The sequence below is a fragment of the Citrobacter sp. Marseille-Q5395 genome, from assembly GCF_947057495.1.
Lineage (GTDB): Bacteria > Pseudomonadota > Gammaproteobacteria > Enterobacterales > Enterobacteriaceae > Citrobacter > Citrobacter murliniae.
Genome location: NZ_CAMSEL010000015.1, coordinates 124,484 through 143,663 on the forward strand (window position 1 = coordinate 124,484; position 19,180 = coordinate 143,663).

Consider the following 19,180-nt stretch of genomic DNA (forward strand, 5'->3'; position numbering starts at 1 on the left):
CAGGGAATCTCGAATTAATTAGGGTATAGCGCTGATTAACACAAAATGAGTTGTTCAAAAAATGCGCAGTTCAACATCAATTTTTTGCGTTAATTGTCATGTGATGACGTCCTAAACTTATCAGGTACTACCTGTTGTTTCTCAGATGATATCATCATGAAAAAATGCCTCACATTACTTGCCGCTACCGTACTCACCGGCATGACATTTGCTTCTTTTGCTGCACAGCCCATCACCAGTCCTGCCACCGGTCCACTACAGGCTTCCGGCACAGTATCCGCTACAGGGGCGTCCAACCTGAGCGATCTTGAAGATAAGTTAGCGGAAAAAGCGAAGGAGCAAGGCGCAAAAGGCTTTGTGGTTAATTCTGCTGGCGGCAAAAACCAGATGTATGGTACAGCAACTATCTATAAGTAACTCACCCTCAGCTCAACTGCATTCGCCCTGAATGCAGTTTTCTTTTTGATGTTCTCACCACTACCCGCACAAAATGTGACCATCATGTTGGAATTTTGAATCCAATGTAAATAAATGTATTTATTTTTGAATTAATGAATGCTAAAAAGCTGCACTGATTAGCAATGCTAATCAAAATCATTATCAATTACATCTTTCATTCCGGCGAGACCTGCAGGGCACAACATCCACAGAGATGTCCCTTCGCATGAGTGAAACCTTCTACTCAAAAAATAATAAGTTACTCATTAATATGGATAAAAATCGCAATTTGCCGTCCAGTAGTTTTCACTCCCTCACCTTTTTTGCCGGGTTGTGCATTAGCCTGACTCCGGTAGCTCAGGCTGTCGCCGCGGGTGATCAAGATAAGAAACAGGAAGATACGCTGGTTGTAGAAGCGGCTAAGCCATCGCTGTATGCCCCTACGCAGTCTGCCGATCCGAAATTTTCTCGTCCGATTGCGGATACCACACGCACCATGACGGTAATTTCTGAGCAGGTTATCAAGGATCAAGGGGCAACAAATCTGACCGATGCGCTGAAAAACGTACCGGGTGTGGGCGCATTTTTCGCCGGTGAAAACGGAAACTCCACCACCGGTGACGCTGTTTATATGCGCGGAGCTGATACGTCAAACAGCATTTATATTGACGGTATTCGCGATATCGGTAGCGTCACACGCGATACTTTTAACACCGAACAAGTTGAAGTGATTAAGGGCCCTTCCGGTACCGATTATGGTCGCAGCGCGCCAACCGGCTCTATCAATATGATCAGCAAACAGCCGCGCACCGACTCTGGAATTGATGCGTCTGCCAGTGTAGGCAGCGCCTGGTTCCGTCGGGGTACGCTTGACATCAACCAGGTCATCGGTGACACCACTGCGGCACGTTTAAATCTGATGGGCGAAAAAACGCACGATGCCGGACGCGATAACATTAAAAACGAGCGCTATGGCGTTGCCCCATCTATCGCCTTTGGGCTAGGCACCGAAAATCGACTTTACCTGAACTATCTGCATGTTACCCAGCACAACACACCAGACGGAGGCATTCCCACAATTGGTCTGCCGGGCTACTCTGCGCCTTCTGCAGGGACTTCCGCCCTGAACCATTCCGGGAAAGTGGATACAAATAATTTCTACGGTACCGACTCAGATTACGACGACTCGACGACCGACACCGCGACTATGCGGTTTGAGCATGATCTGAACGACAGCACAACCATTCGTAACACCACGCGCTGGTCACGTATTAAACAGGATTACCTGATGACTGCGGTAATGGGTGGTGCGTCAAACATTACGCAACCGACCAGCAGCGTCGATACATGGACCTGGTCACGCCTGTCGAATACCAAAGATGTCAGCAATAAGATCCTGACTAACCAGACTAACCTGACCTCAAAATTTTATACCGGCTCTGTCGGGCATGACATCAGCACTGGCGTAGAGTTGACGCGCGAAACACAGACCAACTACGGCCTGGTTCCACTCACGCCTCCCCCGGTTAATATTTACCATCCCAACAGCAACGTGAACCTGGGCGGATTGTCCCGCAATGGCGCAAACGCCAACGGTCAGACTGACACCTTCGGCATTTACGCCTTCGACACCCTGCAAATTACCCGTGATATCGAACTGAACGGCGGTATCCGACTGGATAATTATCGTACCGAGTATGACAGCGCGACTGCATGCGGCGCTTCTGGTCGTGGCGCAGTTGCGTGCCCGGCAGGGGTAGCTAAAGGGTCACCAGTCACCACCATTGATACCGCAAAGTCAGATAATCTGGTGAACTGGAAAGCCGGTGCGCTTTATCATCTGACCGATAACGGCAACGTTTACATTAACTACGCCGTTTCTCAGCAACCGCCGGGCGGCAGCAACTTCGCCCTTGCCCAGAGCGGAACAGGTAACAGCGCAAACCGTACCGACTTCAAACCGCAAAAAGCGAAAACCAGCGAGATCGGCACCAAGTGGGAAGTACTGGATAAACGTCTGCTGTTAACCGCAGCGATTTTCCGCACGGATATTGAGAACGAAGTTGAACAGAATGACGACGGGACCTGGTCCCAGTACGGAGAGAAACGTGTTGAAGGGTACGAACTCTCTGTCGCAGGTAATATCACTCCTGCATGGCAGGTGATTGGGGGTTATACCCAGCAGCGTGCTACGGTGCACAACGGTAAAGATGTTGCCCAGGATGGCTCATCCTCGCTGCCGTATACTCCGGAACATGCGTTCACGCTGTGGAGCCAGTATCAGGCCACTGATGATGTTTCCGTAGGCGCAGGCGCACGCTACGTTGGCAGCATGCATCGCGGCTCTGACGGTGCGGTGGGTACACCATCCTATACCGAAGGGTACTGGGTAGCCGACGCCAAGCTGGGTTACCGAGTGAACCGCAATCTCGACTTCCAGTTGAACGTCTACAACCTGTTCGATACCGATTACGTATCCTCAATCAACAAGAGCGGATACCGTTACCATCCAGGTGAACCAAGAACCTTCCTGCTCACCGCCAACATGCATTTCTGATCCATTACGTGGGGCGCAAGCCCCACTCTCAGGAGAGACACTAATGATGTACCACATTCCCGGCATCCTGTCGGCGCAGGATGTAACCTGGTTTCGCGAACAACTGAGCACCACAGGGTGGGTTGATGGCCGCGTAACCACGGGCGCTCAGGGGGCGCAGGTTAAGAATAACCAACAGGTTGATACACGCGACGAACGCTATGCAGCATTGCAACAAGCAGTGCAGAACGCCGTTAACAACAACGCGCTTTTCTTTGCCGCTGCACTGCCAAAAACACTTTCAACTCCGCTGTTCAATCGCTATCAGAACAACGAAACTTACGGTTTTCACGTCGATGGTGCGGTACGCAGTCACCCGGAAAACGGCTGGATGCGTACAGATCTGTCTGCCACCTTATTCTTAAGCGATCCCGACAGTTACGAAGGTGGAGAACTGCTGGTGAATGACACCTACGGTCAACACGCGGTGAAGCTCCCGGCAGGCGATCTGGTTCTCTACCCCTCCAGCAGCCTGCATTGTGTAACGCCGGTCACTCGCGGCATTCGCGTCGCTTCATTTATGTGGATCCAGTCTATGATCCGTGATGATAAAAAACGCGCAATGCTCTTTGAACTGGATAAAAACATCCAGTCCCTGAAGTCACGCCATGGAGAAAACACAGAGATCCTTTCCTTGCTCAATCTCTACCATAACCTGCTGCGTGAATGGTCCGAAATCTGATGCGTCTCCCTGATGGTCGTTTTTCACCCATAGCATTCGCTATACTTATTTGTATACCGACTATGGGGAGGCATATATGGCATCCGGATGGGCAAATGACGACGCGGTAAACGAACAGATCAACAATACTATTGAAGATGCTGTTGCCCGCGCCCGGTGTGAATTACCCACGGGAGAAAGTCTTTATGAGTGTGAGGAATGTGGTGATCCTATCCCTCAGGCCAGACGTGAGGCCGTTCCTGGCGTGCGCTTATGCATCACCTGCCAGCAGGACAAAGATTCACATAATTCGGCTTTCTCAGGATATAATCGCAGAGGTTCGAAAGACAGCCAGCTACGTTGACCTATCTTTACCGAAAGTTTCAGCGCATACGATTTACTTTACGAGCACGGTTTTTCACACACTGTGTAGCAAAATGTGCCGTCCAGACTTTCTCTGTAAAGTGCAATGGCAAGAACTGTAAATCTCCCCTTCTAATTTATTAATATTCAATAAGTTATTTGTCATTCAATTTATTTGATGGATGCCGTCAATTCTATTCGATTTTCTCTCACATAAAAAAGCGTGATACTTCTCACATCGACAGAACAACGTCTACTTAACAAAACAACTGACTAACAGAACAACCTGCGAGAGATTAATCATGAAAAATATCAAATATGCTGTTGCCGCCATCGCCCTCTCTACCCTGTCATTTGGCGCTTTTGCTGCCGAGCCGGTTACTTCAACCCAGGCACAAAGCATGAATAAAATTGGTGTGGTATCCGCTGATGGTGCCAGTACGCTGGACGGACTGGAAGCAAAACTGGCTGAAAAAGCTGCTGCCGCAGGCGCTAGTGGTTACAGCATCACGTCCGCTGTCGGCAAAGACAAAATGAGCGGCACCGCGGTTATCTACAAATAACCAACAGAATTTTTGTAGTACCCAATGCTCCAACCCTCATTGACCCTGTTTGTTACCCTTTGTTTGCCCGTCCGTCACTGGACGGGCTTTTTTTTTGCCTACTGTTCCAGTTGTTGACGGAATTCCTGCAACACGGCATCCGACATGCCTATTTGCTGTGCCGCTTCGCAAATAGCCTGCCAGCTTCCGGCGTCAAGCGGGATCCCCTGAGCCAGTCGCTCCTGACGGGTTTTCACCTCCCACTCACCCGGTAACAGAATGGGCGCATCCTCAGCATGCGGCGACGCTTTTACCCATTCAGCAAAGGCCGAAACCTGATTATCGCAGTCCGGTGCGCCAAATAATTCCGGGTTAATAATGATAGTCGTCATGCAGTTAATAATGGCGTCAGCGCTATCCTGTAAACTTTCTTTGTGCGTTGTTTTACCACCAGAAAGTGCACCACCCATGATTTCGCACATTGCTGCCAGCGCATAGCCCTTGTGCTGGGCGAAAGTCAGTAGCGACCCAAGCGGCGAAACCTGCATGACAGCCGGATCGGTGGTCGGTACACCATCAGCATCGATCAGGCATCCCGCTGCAACCGGCTCCCCTTTATGCCATGCCACGCGCGTTTTTCCGAAGGCAATGGCGCTGGTAGCGTAGTCCAGCAGCAGCGGGAAGGCATTTTTACGCGGAAAAACAACGCAGAAGGGGTTGGTGCCAAAACGATTATCACGACCATTGAATGGTGCGACCATCGGAATCCCCACCACATTCACAAAGTGAACAGAGACAAAACCCGCTTCCGCACATTGCTCCGCCCAGTAGCCAATTCGCCCGATATGATGAGAGTTATGTAGCGCCACAGCTGCAATACCGTACTGGCGTGCTTTTTCAATACCCAGCGTGATGGCTTCATGCGCTGCCACCTGACCAAATGCACAATCGCCATCAAGCGTGATCACCGCCCCCGCATCTTTCACCACTTTCGCATGACGGTTGATCTGCAAATGCCCCTGAGAGAACGAGCGGATATAGCTTGGGATCATCCCAATACCGTGAGAGTCATGTCCGGCCAGGTTCGCGGCAATCAGATGATCGGCAACCAGTCGCGCTTCTTGCTCAACGCTTCCCATTTGGCGGAAAACGGCCTGAATAAAAGCGTGCAACGTTGGCACATGGAAGCGATGTCCACTGTTCATTGTTATCTCCTGTTATGTTGCGTGTTTGTTGTGTTTCTTATTTTTCAACAAACTATGCTGCGCCACGATGACCAGGAGATCAATAAACGTGCAGAAATTTCACGTTACAGGAAGGGGGAAGAGCCGACAGGTCAGGCAACGACCCGTCGGAAGAGTCAGATAATCAGAAGCATTGTTCGACGCGGGTAACCCCTTCAGCCAGCGTCCCGACTTCGCCGGTTGCCACCAGGCAGCACGCCATTTGAATTTTCAACGAGGCCGGTATCGGCTCGCTTCCGGCAAGACAACGCTCAATCCAGCGAGCCGTTGTTTCAGGATCTTTTGCCACTGGCAATGGCACCGGCTCGTCCGGCATATCACTCTGCCTGTCCTGCAATACCCGAACGCCGGAATAGTCTATCAAGCTTATCTGTGGGCAACGCTGAGGGTTGGCATACACTTCACCTTCCGTACCATGCATCAGCAGGCCACGCCCCCCGATATCGCCAAAGAATTTCGCCACCCGCGACACATATTCCGGGTGCGAAACACTGGAAAGGCGCAGCGCAACGTCCTCAGCAAACGGCGTGGCTAATTTCGCCAGCGTATGCGCACTGTTGCGTACGCCCATCCGCCAGCGCATCGCCAGCTGTTTCTCCAGTGGAGGACATAAGGCACTCACCGGGATAAACACCGGCTCATGCCCATCCAGTTTTGCCTGTGCCTGCCCGGCATGCAGCGTTGGCGCAATGCCCAGCAGTTCAAAAATGGTTTCCGTCAGTACGCGAGTCGGATCCTCACTGACACCGTGTACCACCACCGGGAAGCCCAGCTTATGCAGCAAAATGGCCAGCAGCGGGGTCAGGTTCGCCTGCTTACGCGCCCCGTTGTAGGTGGGAATAACAATTGGCATGGGTTTGGCGACAGGCGGTGTCAGACGAATAGTATGGTTTTGCATCGCCTCATAAAAACCGAGCATCTCCGCTTCCCCTTCCCCTTTGATACGCAGCGCAATTAATACGCCGCCCATCTCAAGATCGGGCACGTCGCCATTCAACATGTGGGTATACAGTCCGCGAGCGGTATCCTGGTCCAGGTCACGCGCGTGATTTTTTCCTCGCCCAATCTCTTTAATGATTTTGCGGTAATCCATCGAAAACTCCTTGCCTGTTGCTCACATCGTTAACGCCGCCGACGGCGCGTGGGTTTCGCTTTTTCTTTTGGTTTTACTATAACGTCTGGCACAGCAGGTTGCTCTATAGGAAAAATGGGTAACGCATTCAGTAAACGCTTACCATAGTTTTTGGTCAATAAACGCTTGTCATAAATAACCACTTCACCCCAGCAGCCGTGGCTACGAATGAGTCGCCCGACCTGCTGGATCAAATTGAACGACGCCGCAGGTAAACTCTGCACCTCAAAGGGATAACGATTCAGGCTTTTCAGCCACTCGCCTTCGGTAATCACCACCGGGCTGTCGATAGGTGGAAACGCAATTTTGTGGATATGCACCTGAGTCAGCAACTCGCCTTTCAAATCTAAGCCTTCGGCGAAAGACTGTAAGCCAACCAGCACGCTACGTTCACCGCTTTCCACTCGCTTACGGTGCAGCTCCACCAGACGATAACGCGGTTGATCGCCCTGTACCAGCAACAACAGGCGCAGATCGGTCACATGCTCAAGAAAACGCTGCATCGCGCGCCCGCTGGCAAACAGCACCAGCATGCCCTGATGTTTTTTGCTTTCCAGTTGCTCGCGAAAATAGGCCGCCATTTCCGCTATATGCTGCTCTTCATTATCAATCAATGGCTCATAGCGCATCTGAGGAATAACGATCTTGCCTTGCTCGACATGATTAAACGGTGAATCGAGCGCGACAAACCTGTCTCCTGCTTTTTCTTTCAGGCCGCTCATTTCCTGCAGGCGCGAGAAACTGTTGAGCGAGCGTAAGGTAGCTGAAGTGACAATAATATGCGGTACGCTGCGCCACAGCAGCCGTTCAAGCTGATCGCTGACGCGGATCCCCACGCAGTGGAACCAGACATGGATCTGTCCGTCACGCACATCGCGCGTCACCCATTTAGTCACCGGCGCACCTGATGATTGCGCAAGCGACGCCAGCCGCCACAGTTTGCTTTGCGCTTCAAACATGCCCAGCGCCCGATTCATCTGCAAAATGACCCGGTGCAGACGCACGATATCGTGGCTGCCGGTTTTTTCGCTGAGATCGTTGAGGAACAGTTCCGCCAGACCGCGCAACATTTCCGTCAACTTCGCCAGACGCTGACAAATTTCCATCACTTCCGCAGGCAACTCGCCCATTGCAAAGCGGTGTTCGGCCTCCTGCGTGGCGGGCAGATACAGATTGAGAATGTTGTTTAATGAAGCGATCAGTTCGTACAGTTCTTCGCAGTGGGCGTTCAGCCGCTCAGGATTAGCCAGCGGTGGCGTGGTTTTCGGACGGAACTGCTCCAGGCAGGTACCGACTAATTTGCTGAACAGATCCAACTGGAGTCGATACCAGGGTGCCGTAATTTCCGCACTCATTTCCAGCGCATCGCGTGCAACATCTGGCAAGTGGTGACCTTCATCAAGAACCAACAACAGGTTTTTCGGTTCCGGTAAAACGGCCTCGCTTTCCATAGCCGCCATCACCAGTGCGTGGTTCGCCACCACCACTTCAGCTTCCTGAATTTCCCGGCGGGCAACAAAAAATGGACATTCACGATAGTAGTGACAGTTACGGTTCAGACAACTGGCTTTATCGGTGCTCAGACGCTGCCAGAGTCCGTCGTCAATGGCGATATCCGTATGGTCGCGAAGCCCGTCCCACTTGTAGCTGTCGAGATCGCCTTTCAGCCTGGCACAGCGCTTTTGTTCTTCCTGGTTATTTGGCGTCAGTTCATCGTCGAGGAACGCCAGCAGATCCTGCTGATTAGGTTCGGTACTGGCTAATGCAGCTAAATTTCGTGGACAGACATAGCGTCCGCGACCAAAGGCAGCGGTAAAACGCAGATCAGGGATAATTTTTCGCAGCAGCGGCAGATCTTTACTGTAGATTTGATCCTGCAACGCAACGTTGGCGGTGCTGACCACCAGCGTTTTTTGTTCTTCACGCGCAATGGCAATACCGGGGATCAGGTACGATAACGTTTTCCCTACGCCAGTCGGTGCTTCAATCGCCAGATGCCGCCCTTCTTCTCCAGTCAGCGTTTTAGCGACATCAGCAATCATCTGCCGCTGTGGTGCTCGGGGAATAAAGTCGGGGATCTGTTCCTGAAGCGCCTTATACCAGGCGGCAATTTGCGCTTTTAGCGCAGCAGTTAATGCCATGAGAAAACCTGAAATACTGTATAAACAGCCACTATTGTGGCACATTTCAGGCGCTGGATGTACCTTTTTCCCCCAAACTGGAAAGCGCTTCGCAACTCGGGTTCACTTTGCCGGATGTCGGCTTACGCCTTATCCGGCCTGCATTTATACATATTGCAGGCCGAATAAGCGTATCGGTTAATAGTATCCCAGTAGCTTCCACCACAGCATACCCACGGCAAAAATGATAATCACATTCACCGTCACCACGCAGAGGTTGATTTTGTAAAAGCGCGGTCGTTCAAAATAACCTTGCGCAAAATAGATTGGGCCAGGTCCGCCGCCATACTCCGTATTACCCCACATCAGATTGCTGAAAATACCGAAGCAAATAGCCACCATCATCGGCGGTGCGCCTGCAGCGATCGCGGTGGCCGCAAAAGGTGCGTACAGCGCCGCTACATGTCCGGTCGCGGTTGCAAAGAGATAATGGACGTAAATATAGAGGATCCCCAACATAATAAAGGACTCTATCGCGCCAAATCCCTGAATACCGCTACCCAGTTTGATCGTCATCCATTTAATAAAGCCCAGATCGGCAAGCCCGGTCGCGAGGCTGATAATGACGCTAAACCAGATCACCGTATCCCAGGCCGCATGGTCATTGAGCAGGCTTTTCCAGCTCACGGCGCCCGAGGCGAACAGATAAGCAGCCAATCCCAGTCCGACTGACGTCGCAGACAATCCTGTGATCAAACTGGTGCCCCAGCCAACCAACGCCAGCACAAAGCCGAAAGCGACTTTTTTCTCGTTGCTGCTCATCGCGCCGAGTTCCCCCAGCGCCTGCTTACCCATCGCTTTTGCCTCTGGCGTGCGCTTAAGCTCAGGATCCAGCAACTTATAAACCAATAGCGGCATCAGGCAAAAACAAACCATCGCCGGGACCACTGCGGAAACAAACCACCCGCCCCAGGTTATCTCAACGCCTAATGAGGATTTCGCCAGGCTCGCCACCAGCGGATTCGCCGCCATCCCGGTGAGAAATATCGCCCCGGTAATCGGCGTAAACTGAAAGCACACCATGGTTAAGAAATCGCCAATACGTTTGCCCGTTACCCCAGGAGCCGAGCCCAGCACATCATTAATTGAACGCGTGATAGGGAAAATAATCCCCCCGGAACGCGCGGTCACCGACGGCATTGCCGGGGCCATAATCAGATCGGAAACCCCCAGCGAGTAGGCGATACCCAGACTGCTACCGCCAAAAAGCGACAGCATCTTATACGCAATACGTTTCCCCAGACCCGAGGTGACAAACCCCAGAGAAAGGACATAGGCGCAGAAGATGAGCCATACCGTGCCGGAAGCGAACCCGGAAAGCGCTTTCGCCTCTGGCAACGTTTTGGTAAAAATCACCACGCAAAGCGCAATCAACATGACCGCCCCCGAAGGGAGCGGTTGGGTCAAAATGGCGGCAATAGTGGCGGCAAAAATAGCAAACATATGCCAGGCCTGAGGCGTCAGCCCCTCAGGTACGGGATAAAACCAAATGATTCCGCCAATAGCCAGCGGTATCAGGAATGACAGAATGGATTTTCCCGTGACAGAATTCGTTGACATAAAAATATCCTTATTCCGTTAGCCCGAGATAATTCATTTCCGCGACATATATTTGGCCAGCACCTGATCGACCATCGCGGGTGCCATCCCCAGGTAATTTGCCGGGTCGGTCAGCTCCTCAATCAACTGCGGATCCAGACGTTCTGAGACTGACGGCATCGCATTCAGTACATCGGCCAGTCGTCCCCCCTGTTCATTAACGATACGGCAGGCGTCGTACACTACGTCATGCGCATCCTGACGGCCAATATATGGCGCCAAACCCATCATGACCGCTTCGGCCACAATCAAACCATTGGTCATACCGAGGTTACGTTTCATCGCCGCTTCATCAACCACCAGCCCCGCCAGCATAAAGTTGGCCTGATGCAACGCCCCCGCGCTGAGGACGAAACTTTCCGGGATAGCAATCCACTCGGCATGCCACGGCCCGGTTGCCCGTTCCAGGTCCTGTACCATCGCATCCAGCATGAGCCCTGCTTGCTGACGTACGCCTTTGGCACAGGCCAGCATCAGCTCACTGGAGATAGGGTTTCGTTTCTGCGGCATGGTGCTGCTGGCGCCGCGTCCTTTAACAAACGGCTCGTACAGTTCGCCAAACTCGTTTGATGCCATCAGCATCACGTCATAAGCGATCTTGCCCAGAGAACCAGTCATAACCGCCAGCAGGTTTACGGCTTCAGCAAAACCATCGCGCGCGACGTGCCAGGTAGACGTAGGTACATTGAGTCCCAGCTCTTCCATCATGGCTTTTTGTACCGCCAGCCCTTTATCGCCCAACGATGCCAGCGTACCGGCTGCGCCAGCAAATTCACCGACCAGCACACGTGGACGCGCCTGAGCAAGACGCTCGGCATGGCGTTCGAACATATCCAGCCAAATGGCAGCTTTATAACCGAAGGTCACTGGCAGCGCCTGCTGCAGATGAGTTCTCCCCGCCATTGGCGTATCGCGGTACCGACGAGCAAGATCGGCCAGCGCCGCACGAAGTTTGTCCATATCGGATTCGATTAATGCAAAAGCATCACGAATTTGCAGCACTACCGCAGTGTCCATAATGTCCTGGGTGGTCGCCCCCCAGTGCACGTAACCGCCGGACTCTCCGGCCTGTTTTGAAATCTGATGCACCAGCGGCAGGATCGGATAACCCACAATTTCGGTTTCATGACGCAGCAAATCAAAATCAAGCGTATCGGCATTGCATTTCTCAGCAATTTCCTGCGCCGCAGCTTCGGGTATCACGCCACAGCGTGCCTGGGCTTTAGCTAATGCCACTTCCACTTCCACGTATTTGCGCACCAGTTCGCGATCGTCAAACACCGCGCGCATTGCAGGTGTACCGAAAGAATCCCTGAACAGAACAGAATCAAGCACATTCGAAGCCATAAATCCCCCTGGAAAATCTGATAATGATAAGATGCGTGTTTCAGGCCGTTTGTTGGAAGAACAAAGACCACCACAATGTCCAGACATACAACAATGTCCGTACATTTAAATGTACGGACATTTATAGTATTTACGAGGAATGTATGGAATAGTCCGTACATATTTTTGTGATGAAGATCATTAATTTTTTGATGAAACTGCGATGAAAGAATCTCTGTACAAGCGAATAGCACGTGAACTGGCGCAGCAAATATCGGTGGGTACTTTTGCCCCAGGCTCGCTGTTTCCCACAGAAATGGAGCTGTGTGAAACATGGCAGGTCAGCCGCCACACCATACGAGAGGCATTGAGGGAATTAACGGAACAGGGGTTGATTTCACGCCGTAAAGGCGCAGGAACCCGCGTTTGCGAACCACAGGCAAACGGCGTCAACCACCCATTATCGCATCTTGAAGATCTGTTACTGTTGGCGAAAAACAATCTGCGCGTGATTAAAAAAATCGATGAAATTGTCGCGGATATTGAGCTTTCCCAGATGATTGGTTGTCCGCCGGGCTCCCGCTGGCTGCACATTGCCAGCACCCGCGAAGATGCGCAAAACCCGGACGCGCCAATCTGCTGGACCGACAGTTATGCCAGTACGGATTACGCCAAGCTGCGCGCTTACATCCGCAACGATCCACACTCGTTAATTAGCGATTTGATCGAAACCCATTACGGTATTAAAAGCCATGAGGTACATCAGACGATTACAGCCGTGGGCGTGCCTAAAAAGGTGGCGAAAATCCTCAACGTAGAACCTGATTCACCGGCGATGAGAATTGTGCGTCGCTATATGGACAGGGAAGGAAAGGTATTTGAAACGACGATTTCGATTCACCCGGCAGGACGGTATACCTGCTCAATCGTGCTGAAACCGCAGAGTTCAGGTGAGTAAAAAAACCTGCCGACATGGCAGGTTTTTCATTCAATTACTGTGCTGAAGACGGTCTGCGAGGACGACGTGGCGGACGAGGCTTATCGCCTGCCGGTTTGCCTTCACTGCTGCGCGGCTTCGCTTTTGGCGCTCCGCCATCCTGACGACGCGGTTGCTGCCCACGCCCTGCACCACCCTGTCCGCGGCCACCACCACCGCCACGCTGTTGGCGTCCGTTCTGGATCGGCTCAGCTTTGATGGACGGGTCCGGCTCGTAGCCCGGGATAGCAATACGTGGGATCTCTTTTTTCAGTAGCTTCTCGATATCACGCAACAGTTTGTGCTCATCGACGCACACCAGAGATAACGCTTCACCCGTTGCCGCCGCACGGCCGGTACGACCAATACGGTGTACATAATCTTCCGGCACGTTCGGCAGCTCGTAGTTCACTACGTGCGGCAGTTCTTCAATATCCAGTCCGCGCGCGGCGATATCGGTCGCCACCAGAACCCGAATATCACCGGATTTAAAATCGGCCAACGCACGCGTACGCGCACCCTGAGATTTGTTACCGTGAATGGCTGCACTGCGAATGCCGTCTTTATTCAGCTGTTCTGCCAGGTGGTTAGCGCCATGTTTGGTACGGGTAAAGACCAGTACCTGCTGCCAGTTACCCTGGCCAATCATCTGCGACAACAATTCGCGCTTGCGTTTTTTATCAACGAAATGAACGTGTTGAGTAACCTGCTCAGAAGCGGTATTACGACGAGCCACTTCAATTTCCAGCGGGTTATGCAGCAGCTTTTCAGCAAGCGCTTTGATGTCGTCAGAGAACGTTGCAGAGAACAGCAGGTTCTGACGTTTTGCCGGCAATTTTGCCAGTACGCGACGAATGTCATGGATAAAGCCCATATCCAGCATACGGTCCGCTTCATCCAGCACCAGGATCTCAATCTGATCCAGTTTGACCGCGTTCTGATGTTCCAGATCGAGCAAACGACCGGGAGTCGCCACCAGCACATCAACGCCGCCACGCAGTTTCATCATTTGCGGGTTAATACTCACACCGCCAAAAACCACCAGTGAGCGAATATTCAGATACTTACTGTAATCGCGGACGTTTTCACCAATCTGCGCAGCCAGTTCACGTGTTGGTGTCAGAATCAGCGCACGCACCGGGCGACGGCTTTTGCCATGCGGCTGATGGGTAATAAGATGTTGTAGCAGCGGCAGGGTAAAGCCTGCTGTTTTACCTGTACCAGTCTGGGCGCTGGCCATCAGGTCACGGCCTTCCAGCACTGCGGGAATTGCCTGCTGCTGAATAGGGGTTGGTTCACGGTAACCCTGCTCGGCAACGGCGCGCAAAATATCAGGATTTAAACCAAGGGAATCAAAAGACATAACTACTCCGAACCGCCCCGACCGTTACCGGTGTCGTTTTCAGGGAGATACTCGCAAAAGAGATGACAAAAACCACAATGTCATGAAGGGGCGGAGTGTAGCAGTTTTTGTGATGTACCGCATAAATTATCCCGCCAGCCGAAAAAACAAAATAAACCACCACACTGGACAATATCGAACATCAGTCATAATCTTAATCAATCGATTGATTAAGATTATGACCGTGCAATGAATACACCAACCATGACAACAAAAGGTGAACAGGCAAAGAACCAGCTCATTGCCGCCGCGCTGGCACAATTCGGTGAGTATGGCCTGCACGCGACGACGCGCGATATTGCCGCCCTGGCCGGGCAGAACATTGCCGCAATTACCTACTATTTTGGTTCAAAAGAAGATTTATATCTTGCCTGCGCCCAGTGGATTGCTGATTTTATCGGTTCACAGTTTCGTCCCCACGCAGAGGAAGCTGAGCGCCTGTTTGCCCAGCCAGAGCCGGATCGGGCGGCAATGCGCGAACTTATTCTGCGCGCCTGCAAAAATATGATCATGCTGTTAACCCAGGACGACACCGTTAATCTGAGTAAATTTATTTCGCGTGAGCAGCTTTCGCCCACCGCCGCTTATCAACTGGTGCACGATCAGGTACTCAATCCTCTACATACACACCTGACACGCCTGATTGCTGCCTATACTGGCTGCGATGCCAACGATACCCAAATGATCCTGCACACCCACGCCATACTCGGCGAGGTACTGGCCTTCCGGCTGGGTAAAGAAACCATACTGTTACGCACTGGCTGGTCACAATTTGATGAGGATAAAGCCGCGCTGATTTCCCAGACGGTCATCTTTCACATCGATCTTATTCTGCAAGGTTTAACGCAAAGGAGTCTGGACTCATGAAAAAACCTGTCGTTCTTGGGCTGGTTATCGCGACACTCGTGGCCGTGATTGCCGGTGGAACGTGGTGGTATCAAAGCCGACAAGATAACGGCCTGACCCTGTACGGCAATGTCGACATCCGTAGCGTCAACTTAAGTTTTCGTGTTGGTGGCAGACTGGCCTCGCTGGCCGTTGACGAAGGTGATGCCATTACCGCCGGTCAGGTGCTGGGCGAGCTGGACCATGCCCCATACGAAAACGCACTGATGCAGGCAAAAGCCAATGTCGCCGCTGCACAGGCGCAATACGACCTGATGCTGGCAGGGTATCGTGAGGAAGAGATCGCACAAACCGCAGCAGCCGTGAAACAGGCTCAGGCGGCATACGATTACGCACAAAACTTTTACAACCGCCAGTCAGGATTGTGGAAAAGTCGCACGATTTCCGCCAATGACCTGGAAAACGCCCGTTCTGCACGCGACCAGGCGCTGGCCACACTGAAATCTGCCCAGGATAAACTTTCGCAATATCGCAGCGGTAACCGCCCACAGGATATCGCCCAGGCGAAAGCAACACTCGAACAAGCTCAGGCCCAGCTGGCACAGGCTGAACTTGATTTGCATGATACAACTCTCACCTCACCGTCTGACGGCACGTTGCTAACCCGAGCGGTCGAACCCGGCAGCATGCTGAACGCGGGCGGCACCGTGCTTACACTATCGCTTACCCGTCCGGTCTGGGTTCGCGCCTATGTTGACGAACGTAATCTGAGCCAGGCACAGCCAGGACGAGAAATTCTGCTCTATACCGATGGCCGTCCGGATAAACCGTATCACGGTAAAATAGGCTTTGTATCTCCTACCGCAGAGTTTACGCCCAAAACGGTTGAAACCCCGGACCTGCGTACCGACCTGGTTTATCGCCTGCGTATTGTTGTGACAGATGCGGATGATGCATTACGCCAGGGGATGCCTGTCACGGTGAAACTCAGTGACGAGGCGCGGCATGAATGACGCCGTCATTACGCTTAGTGGACTGGTCAAACGCTTCAAAGGCCTGGAAAAGCCGGCGGTTGCACCGCTCGACTGTACCATTCACGCTGGCTATGTCACCGGTCTTGTAGGGCCAGACGGCGCAGGGAAAACGACCTTAATGCGTATGCTGGCGGGCCTGTTGAAGCCAGATGACGGTAGCGCGACAGTGATCGGTTTTGACCCGATAAAAGACGATAGCGCGTTGCATGCCGTGCTGGGCTACATGCCGCAAAAATTTGGCCTGTATGAAGACTTGACCGTCATGGAGAATCTCAATCTCTATGCCGATTTACGTAGCGTGACCGGTGAAAAACGCAAAGAGACCTTTGCCCGTCTGCTGGAGTTTACCTCACTGGAGCCATTTACCGGGCGTCTGGCAGGAAAGCTCTCCGGCGGGATGAAACAGAAGCTGGGTCTTGCCTGTACCCTGGTTGGTGAGCCAAAAGTTCTGTTGTTGGATGAACCAGGCGTTGGTGTGGACCCCATTTCTCGTCGCGAACTGTGGCAAATGGTGCACGAACTGGCCGGGGACGGCATGCTGATCCTCTGGAGCACTTCCTATCTTGATGAAGCCGAGCAGTGTCGTGATGTGCTGCTGATGAACGAAGGTGAACTGCTGTATCAGGGCGAACCGACCCGACTTACGCAAACCATGGCGGGACGTAGCTTTTTAATGAGCAGTCCGCAGGAAAACAACCGGAAGCTGCTGCAACGGGCGTTAAAACTGCCGCAGGTCAGCGACGGGATGATTCAGGGCAAATCTGTTCGACTGATCCTGAAAAAAGAGGCGACAGCGGATGATATTCGTCATGCCGATGGCATGCCGGAGATTAATATCACCGGGACTGCCCCACGCTTCGAAGACGCCTTTATCGATTTGCTCGGCGGAGCGGGAACCTCTGAATCTCCGCTGGGCGCCATCCTGCACAACGTGGAAGGAAAAGCGGGTGAAACGGTCATTGAGGCCAAAGCGCTGACCAAAAAATTTGGCGACTTTGCCGCCACCGACCATGTGGATTTCGCCGTACAGCGCGGTGAAATTTTTGGCCTGCTAGGGCCAAACGGGGCAGGCAAATCCACCACCTTTAAAATGATGTGTGGCCTGCTGGTCCCCACTTCCGGTAAAGCACTGGTGCTGGATATGGACCTGAAAGTCAGTTCAGGGAAAGCGCGCCAACATTTGGGCTATATGGCGCAGAAATTCTCCCTGTATGGCAACCTGACGGTTGAACAGAATCTGCGCTTTTTCTCTGGCGTTTACGGCCTGCGCGGTCGTGCGCAGAAAGAAAAAATTGATCGTATGAGCGAGGCGTTCGGCCTGAAAAGCATCGCCTCCCATGCCACTGACGAGTTGCCTCTGGGGTTTAAGCAGCGTCTGGCGCTGGCCTGCTCACTGATGCATGAACCCGATATCCTGTTCCTTGATGAACCGACCTCCGGGGTCGATCCCCTCACCCGCCGGGAGTTCTGGCTGCATATCAACAGCATGGTGGAAAAAGGCGTTACGGTGATGGTTACCACCCATTTTATGGACGAGGCGGAATATTGTGACCGTATCGGACTGGTGTATCGCGGTAAGCTGATTGCCAGCGGCACGCCGGACGATCTGAAAGCACAAGCCGCCGATAATGATACGCCGGACCCAACCATGGAACAGGCGTTTATTACGCTTATCAATGACTGGGATAAGGAGCATGCGCATGAGTAACCATACTCTTTCCTGGCGACGCGTGCGTGCGCTGTGTGTGAAAGAAACGCGCCAGATCGTTCGCGACCCCAGTAGCTGGCTGATTGCCGTGGTGATCCCGCTACTGCTGTTGTTTATCTTCGGCTACGGCATTAACCTCGACTCCAGCAAGCTTCGGGTGGGGATTCTGCTCGAACAACAGAGCGAAGAGGCACTGGACTTTACCCACGCCATGACCGGCTCGCCATATATTGATGCCACCATTAGCGATAGCCGCAAGGAATTGATTGAGAAGATGCAGGCCGGGCGAATTCGCGGACTGGTGGTTATCCCGGTAGATTTTGCTCAGCAGATGGCGCGGCCAAACGACATCGCCCCGATCCAGGTGATCACCGATGGCAGCGAACCCAACACAGCTAACTTTGTGCAGGGCTATGTGGAAGGCATCTGGCAGATTTGGCAAAAACAACGGGCGGAAGATCGGGGAGAATCATTCGAGCCGCTGATTGACGTGCAAACGCGCTACTGGTTTAACCCGGCGGCCATCAGCCAGCACTTTATTATTCCTGGCGCAGTCACCATCATTATGACGGTGATTGGCGCGATCCTCACCTCATTAGTGGTTGCGCGAGAATGGGAACGCGGGACGATGGAAGCACTGCTCTCTACTGAAGTGACCCGCGTCGAATTACTGCTGTGCAAACTGATCCCCTATTACTTTCTTGGCATGCTGGCGATGCTGCTCTGCATGCTGGTGTCGGTGTTTATTCTTGGTGTTCCCTACCGCGGTTCGCTGCTGATCCTGTTTTTTATCACCAGCCTGTTCTTGCTCAGCACGTTAGGGATGGGATTGCTGATCTCCACCATCACCCGCAATCAGTTTAACGCCGCACAGGTGGCACTGAACGCCGCTTTCCTGCCGTCGATTATGCTGTCGGGATTTATCTTCCAGATAGACAGCATGCCGGCAATTATCCGCGCGGTGACCTACATTATCCCCGCCCGTTATTTTGTCAGTACCTTGCAAAGCCTGTTTCTGGCGGGAAATATTCCGGTAGTGTTGATTATCAACGTGCTGTTTTTAATCGCTTCGGCGGTGATGTTTATTGGTCTGACGTGGCTTAAAACCAAACGTCGGCTGGATTAAGGGGACA

General features: G+C 52.5%; 16 protein-coding genes. 10 read left to right on the top strand and 6 right to left on the bottom strand.

Annotated elements, in window-relative coordinates:
• The first annotated feature begins 156 nt into the window (after window positions 1-156).
• The 5 genes from mcbA to ybiJ all read left to right on the top strand — a co-directional run bounded on the left by mcbA (window position 157) and on the right by ybiJ (window position 4,621).
• Window positions 157-417 (top strand): DUF1471 family periplasmic protein McbA, encoded by a 261-nt coding sequence (gene mcbA, locus OH663_RS17365; RefSeq protein WP_045441183.1) that lies wholly within the window; start codon window positions 157-159, stop codon window positions 415-417.
• 292 nt (window positions 418-709) lie between these two features.
• Window positions 710-2,995 (top strand): catecholate siderophore receptor Fiu, encoded by a 2,286-nt coding sequence (locus OH663_RS17370; protein WP_200010661.1) that lies wholly within the window; start codon window positions 710-712, stop codon window positions 2,993-2,995.
• A gap of 43 nt (window positions 2,996-3,038) precedes the next feature.
• Window positions 3,039-3,716 carry a PKHD-type hydroxylase YbiX gene (gene ybiX, locus OH663_RS17375; RefSeq protein WP_045441182.1) on the top strand — a complete coding sequence of 226 codons (678 nt, stop codon included), beginning with the start codon at window positions 3,039-3,041 and terminating at the stop codon, window positions 3,714-3,716.
• Window positions 3,717-3,792: 76 nt separating this feature from the next.
• A complete protein-coding gene (locus tag OH663_RS17380) occupies window positions 3,793-4,059 on the top strand; it encodes a DksA/TraR family C4-type zinc finger protein (protein ID WP_200010655.1) in 267 nt (88 codons plus the stop codon).
• 301 nt (window positions 4,060-4,360) lie between these two features.
• Window positions 4,361-4,621, top strand: a complete 261-nt coding sequence (ybiJ, locus tag OH663_RS17385) for a DUF1471 family protein YbiJ (RefSeq protein ID WP_045441180.1) — start codon at window positions 4,361-4,363, stop codon at window positions 4,619-4,621.
• 98 nt (window positions 4,622-4,719) lie between these two features.
• Here the strand turns inward: ybiJ and OH663_RS17390 are convergent, their stop codons facing one another.
• The 5 genes from OH663_RS17390 to pcaB all read right to left on the bottom strand — a co-directional run bounded on the left by OH663_RS17390 (window position 4,720) and on the right by pcaB (window position 12,102).
• Window positions 4,720-5,805 (bottom strand): malate/lactate/ureidoglycolate dehydrogenase, encoded by a 1,086-nt coding sequence (locus OH663_RS17390; RefSeq protein WP_200010653.1) that lies wholly within the window; start codon window positions 5,803-5,805, stop codon window positions 4,720-4,722.
• 163 nt (window positions 5,806-5,968) lie between these two features.
• Complete coding sequence (gene ybiB, locus OH663_RS17395) at window positions 5,969-6,937, bottom strand: DNA-binding protein YbiB (protein WP_045441178.1); 969 nt, start codon at window positions 6,935-6,937, stop codon at window positions 5,969-5,971.
• A gap of 29 nt (window positions 6,938-6,966) precedes the next feature.
• On the bottom strand, window positions 6,967-9,117 hold the full coding sequence (gene dinG / locus OH663_RS17400) for an ATP-dependent DNA helicase DinG (RefSeq protein WP_200010651.1): 2,151 nt from the start codon (window positions 9,115-9,117) through the stop codon (window positions 6,967-6,969).
• Window positions 9,118-9,294: 177 nt separating this feature from the next.
• Window positions 9,295-10,716, bottom strand: coding sequence for a DASS family sodium-coupled anion symporter (locus OH663_RS17405; protein ID WP_048221798.1), 1,422 nt, complete (start codon window positions 10,714-10,716; stop codon window positions 9,295-9,297).
• Between the two features lie 33 nt (window positions 10,717-10,749).
• Complete coding sequence (gene pcaB / locus OH663_RS17410; protein ID WP_200010650.1) at window positions 10,750-12,102, bottom strand: 3-carboxy-cis,cis-muconate cycloisomerase; 1,353 nt, start codon at window positions 12,100-12,102, stop codon at window positions 10,750-10,752.
• A 202-nt stretch (window positions 12,103-12,304) separates the two neighbouring features.
• Here pcaB and OH663_RS17415 point away from each other — a divergent pair, with 202 nt between their 5' ends.
• On the top strand, window positions 12,305-13,039 hold the full coding sequence (locus OH663_RS17415) for a GntR family transcriptional regulator (protein WP_048221800.1): 735 nt from the start codon (window positions 12,305-12,307) through the stop codon (window positions 13,037-13,039).
• Window positions 13,040-13,073: 34 nt separating this feature from the next.
• Here the strand turns inward: OH663_RS17415 and rhlE are convergent, their stop codons facing one another.
• Entirely contained in the window at window positions 13,074-14,420 is a 1,347-nt protein-coding gene (rhlE, locus tag OH663_RS17420; RefSeq protein WP_045441173.1) for an ATP-dependent RNA helicase RhlE, read from the bottom strand.
• Window positions 14,421-14,648: 228 nt separating this feature from the next.
• Between rhlE and cecR the strand changes: the two genes are divergently transcribed.
• Genes cecR through OH663_RS17440 form a run of 4 tightly spaced genes read left to right on the top strand, consistent with a single transcriptional unit; the run spans window position 14,649 to window position 19,173 of the window.
• Window positions 14,649-15,326 (top strand): transcriptional regulator CecR, encoded by a 678-nt coding sequence (cecR, locus tag OH663_RS17425; protein WP_045441172.1) that lies wholly within the window; start codon window positions 14,649-14,651, stop codon window positions 15,324-15,326.
• Complete coding sequence (gene hlyD, locus OH663_RS17430; RefSeq protein WP_048221803.1) at window positions 15,323-16,318, top strand: secretion protein HlyD; 996 nt, start codon at window positions 15,323-15,325, stop codon at window positions 16,316-16,318. Before cecR ends, hlyD begins: the two co-directional genes overlap by 4 nt.
• Window positions 16,311-18,047 (top strand): ATP-binding cassette domain-containing protein, encoded by a 1,737-nt coding sequence (locus OH663_RS17435; RefSeq protein WP_200010647.1) that lies wholly within the window; start codon window positions 16,311-16,313, stop codon window positions 18,045-18,047. Before hlyD ends, OH663_RS17435 begins: the two co-directional genes overlap by 8 nt.
• Window positions 18,040-19,173 carry an ABC transporter permease gene (locus tag OH663_RS17440; protein ID WP_048221805.1) on the top strand — a complete coding sequence of 378 codons (1,134 nt, stop codon included), beginning with the start codon at window positions 18,040-18,042 and terminating at the stop codon, window positions 19,171-19,173. Before OH663_RS17435 ends, OH663_RS17440 begins: the two co-directional genes overlap by 8 nt.
• Window positions 19,174-19,180: the final 7 nt, after the last annotated feature.

Bases quoted from the DNA above. Each gene is read 5' to 3' on its own strand.
- rhlE (WP_045441173.1), bottom strand. From the start codon at position 14,420: ATGTCTTTTGATTCCCTTGGTTTAAATCCTGATATTTTGCGCGCCGTT.
- ybiX (WP_045441182.1), top strand. From the start codon at position 3,039: ATGATGTACCACATTCCCGGCATCCTGTCGGCGCAGGATGTAACCTGG.
- ybiJ (WP_045441180.1), top strand. From the start codon at position 4,361: ATGAAAAATATCAAATATGCTGTTGCCGCCATCGCCCTCTCTACCCTG.
- mcbA (WP_045441183.1), top strand. From the start codon at position 157: ATGAAAAAATGCCTCACATTACTTGCCGCTACCGTACTCACCGGCATG.
- OH663_RS17415 (WP_048221800.1), top strand. From the start codon at position 12,305: ATGAAAGAATCTCTGTACAAGCGAATAGCACGTGAACTGGCGCAGCAA.
- cecR (WP_045441172.1), top strand. From the start codon at position 14,649: ATGAATACACCAACCATGACAACAAAAGGTGAACAGGCAAAGAACCAG.
- pcaB (WP_200010650.1), bottom strand. From the start codon at position 12,102: ATGGCTTCGAATGTGCTTGATTCTGTTCTGTTCAGGGATTCTTTCGGT.
- OH663_RS17435 (WP_200010647.1), top strand. From the start codon at position 16,311: ATGAATGACGCCGTCATTACGCTTAGTGGACTGGTCAAACGCTTCAAA.
- OH663_RS17405 (WP_048221798.1), bottom strand. From the start codon at position 10,716: ATGTCAACGAATTCTGTCACGGGAAAATCCATTCTGTCATTCCTGATA.
- OH663_RS17370 (WP_200010661.1), top strand. From the start codon at position 710: ATGGATAAAAATCGCAATTTGCCGTCCAGTAGTTTTCACTCCCTCACC.
- OH663_RS17440 (WP_048221805.1), top strand. From the start codon at position 18,040: ATGAGTAACCATACTCTTTCCTGGCGACGCGTGCGTGCGCTGTGTGTG.
- dinG (WP_200010651.1), bottom strand. From the start codon at position 9,117: ATGGCATTAACTGCTGCGCTAAAAGCGCAAATTGCCGCCTGGTATAAG.
- OH663_RS17380 (WP_200010655.1), top strand. From the start codon at position 3,793: ATGGCATCCGGATGGGCAAATGACGACGCGGTAAACGAACAGATCAAC.
- ybiB (WP_045441178.1), bottom strand. From the start codon at position 6,937: ATGGATTACCGCAAAATCATTAAAGAGATTGGGCGAGGAAAAAATCAC.
- OH663_RS17390 (WP_200010653.1), bottom strand. From the start codon at position 5,805: ATGAACAGTGGACATCGCTTCCATGTGCCAACGTTGCACGCTTTTATT.
- hlyD (WP_048221803.1), top strand. From the start codon at position 15,323: ATGAAAAAACCTGTCGTTCTTGGGCTGGTTATCGCGACACTCGTGGCC.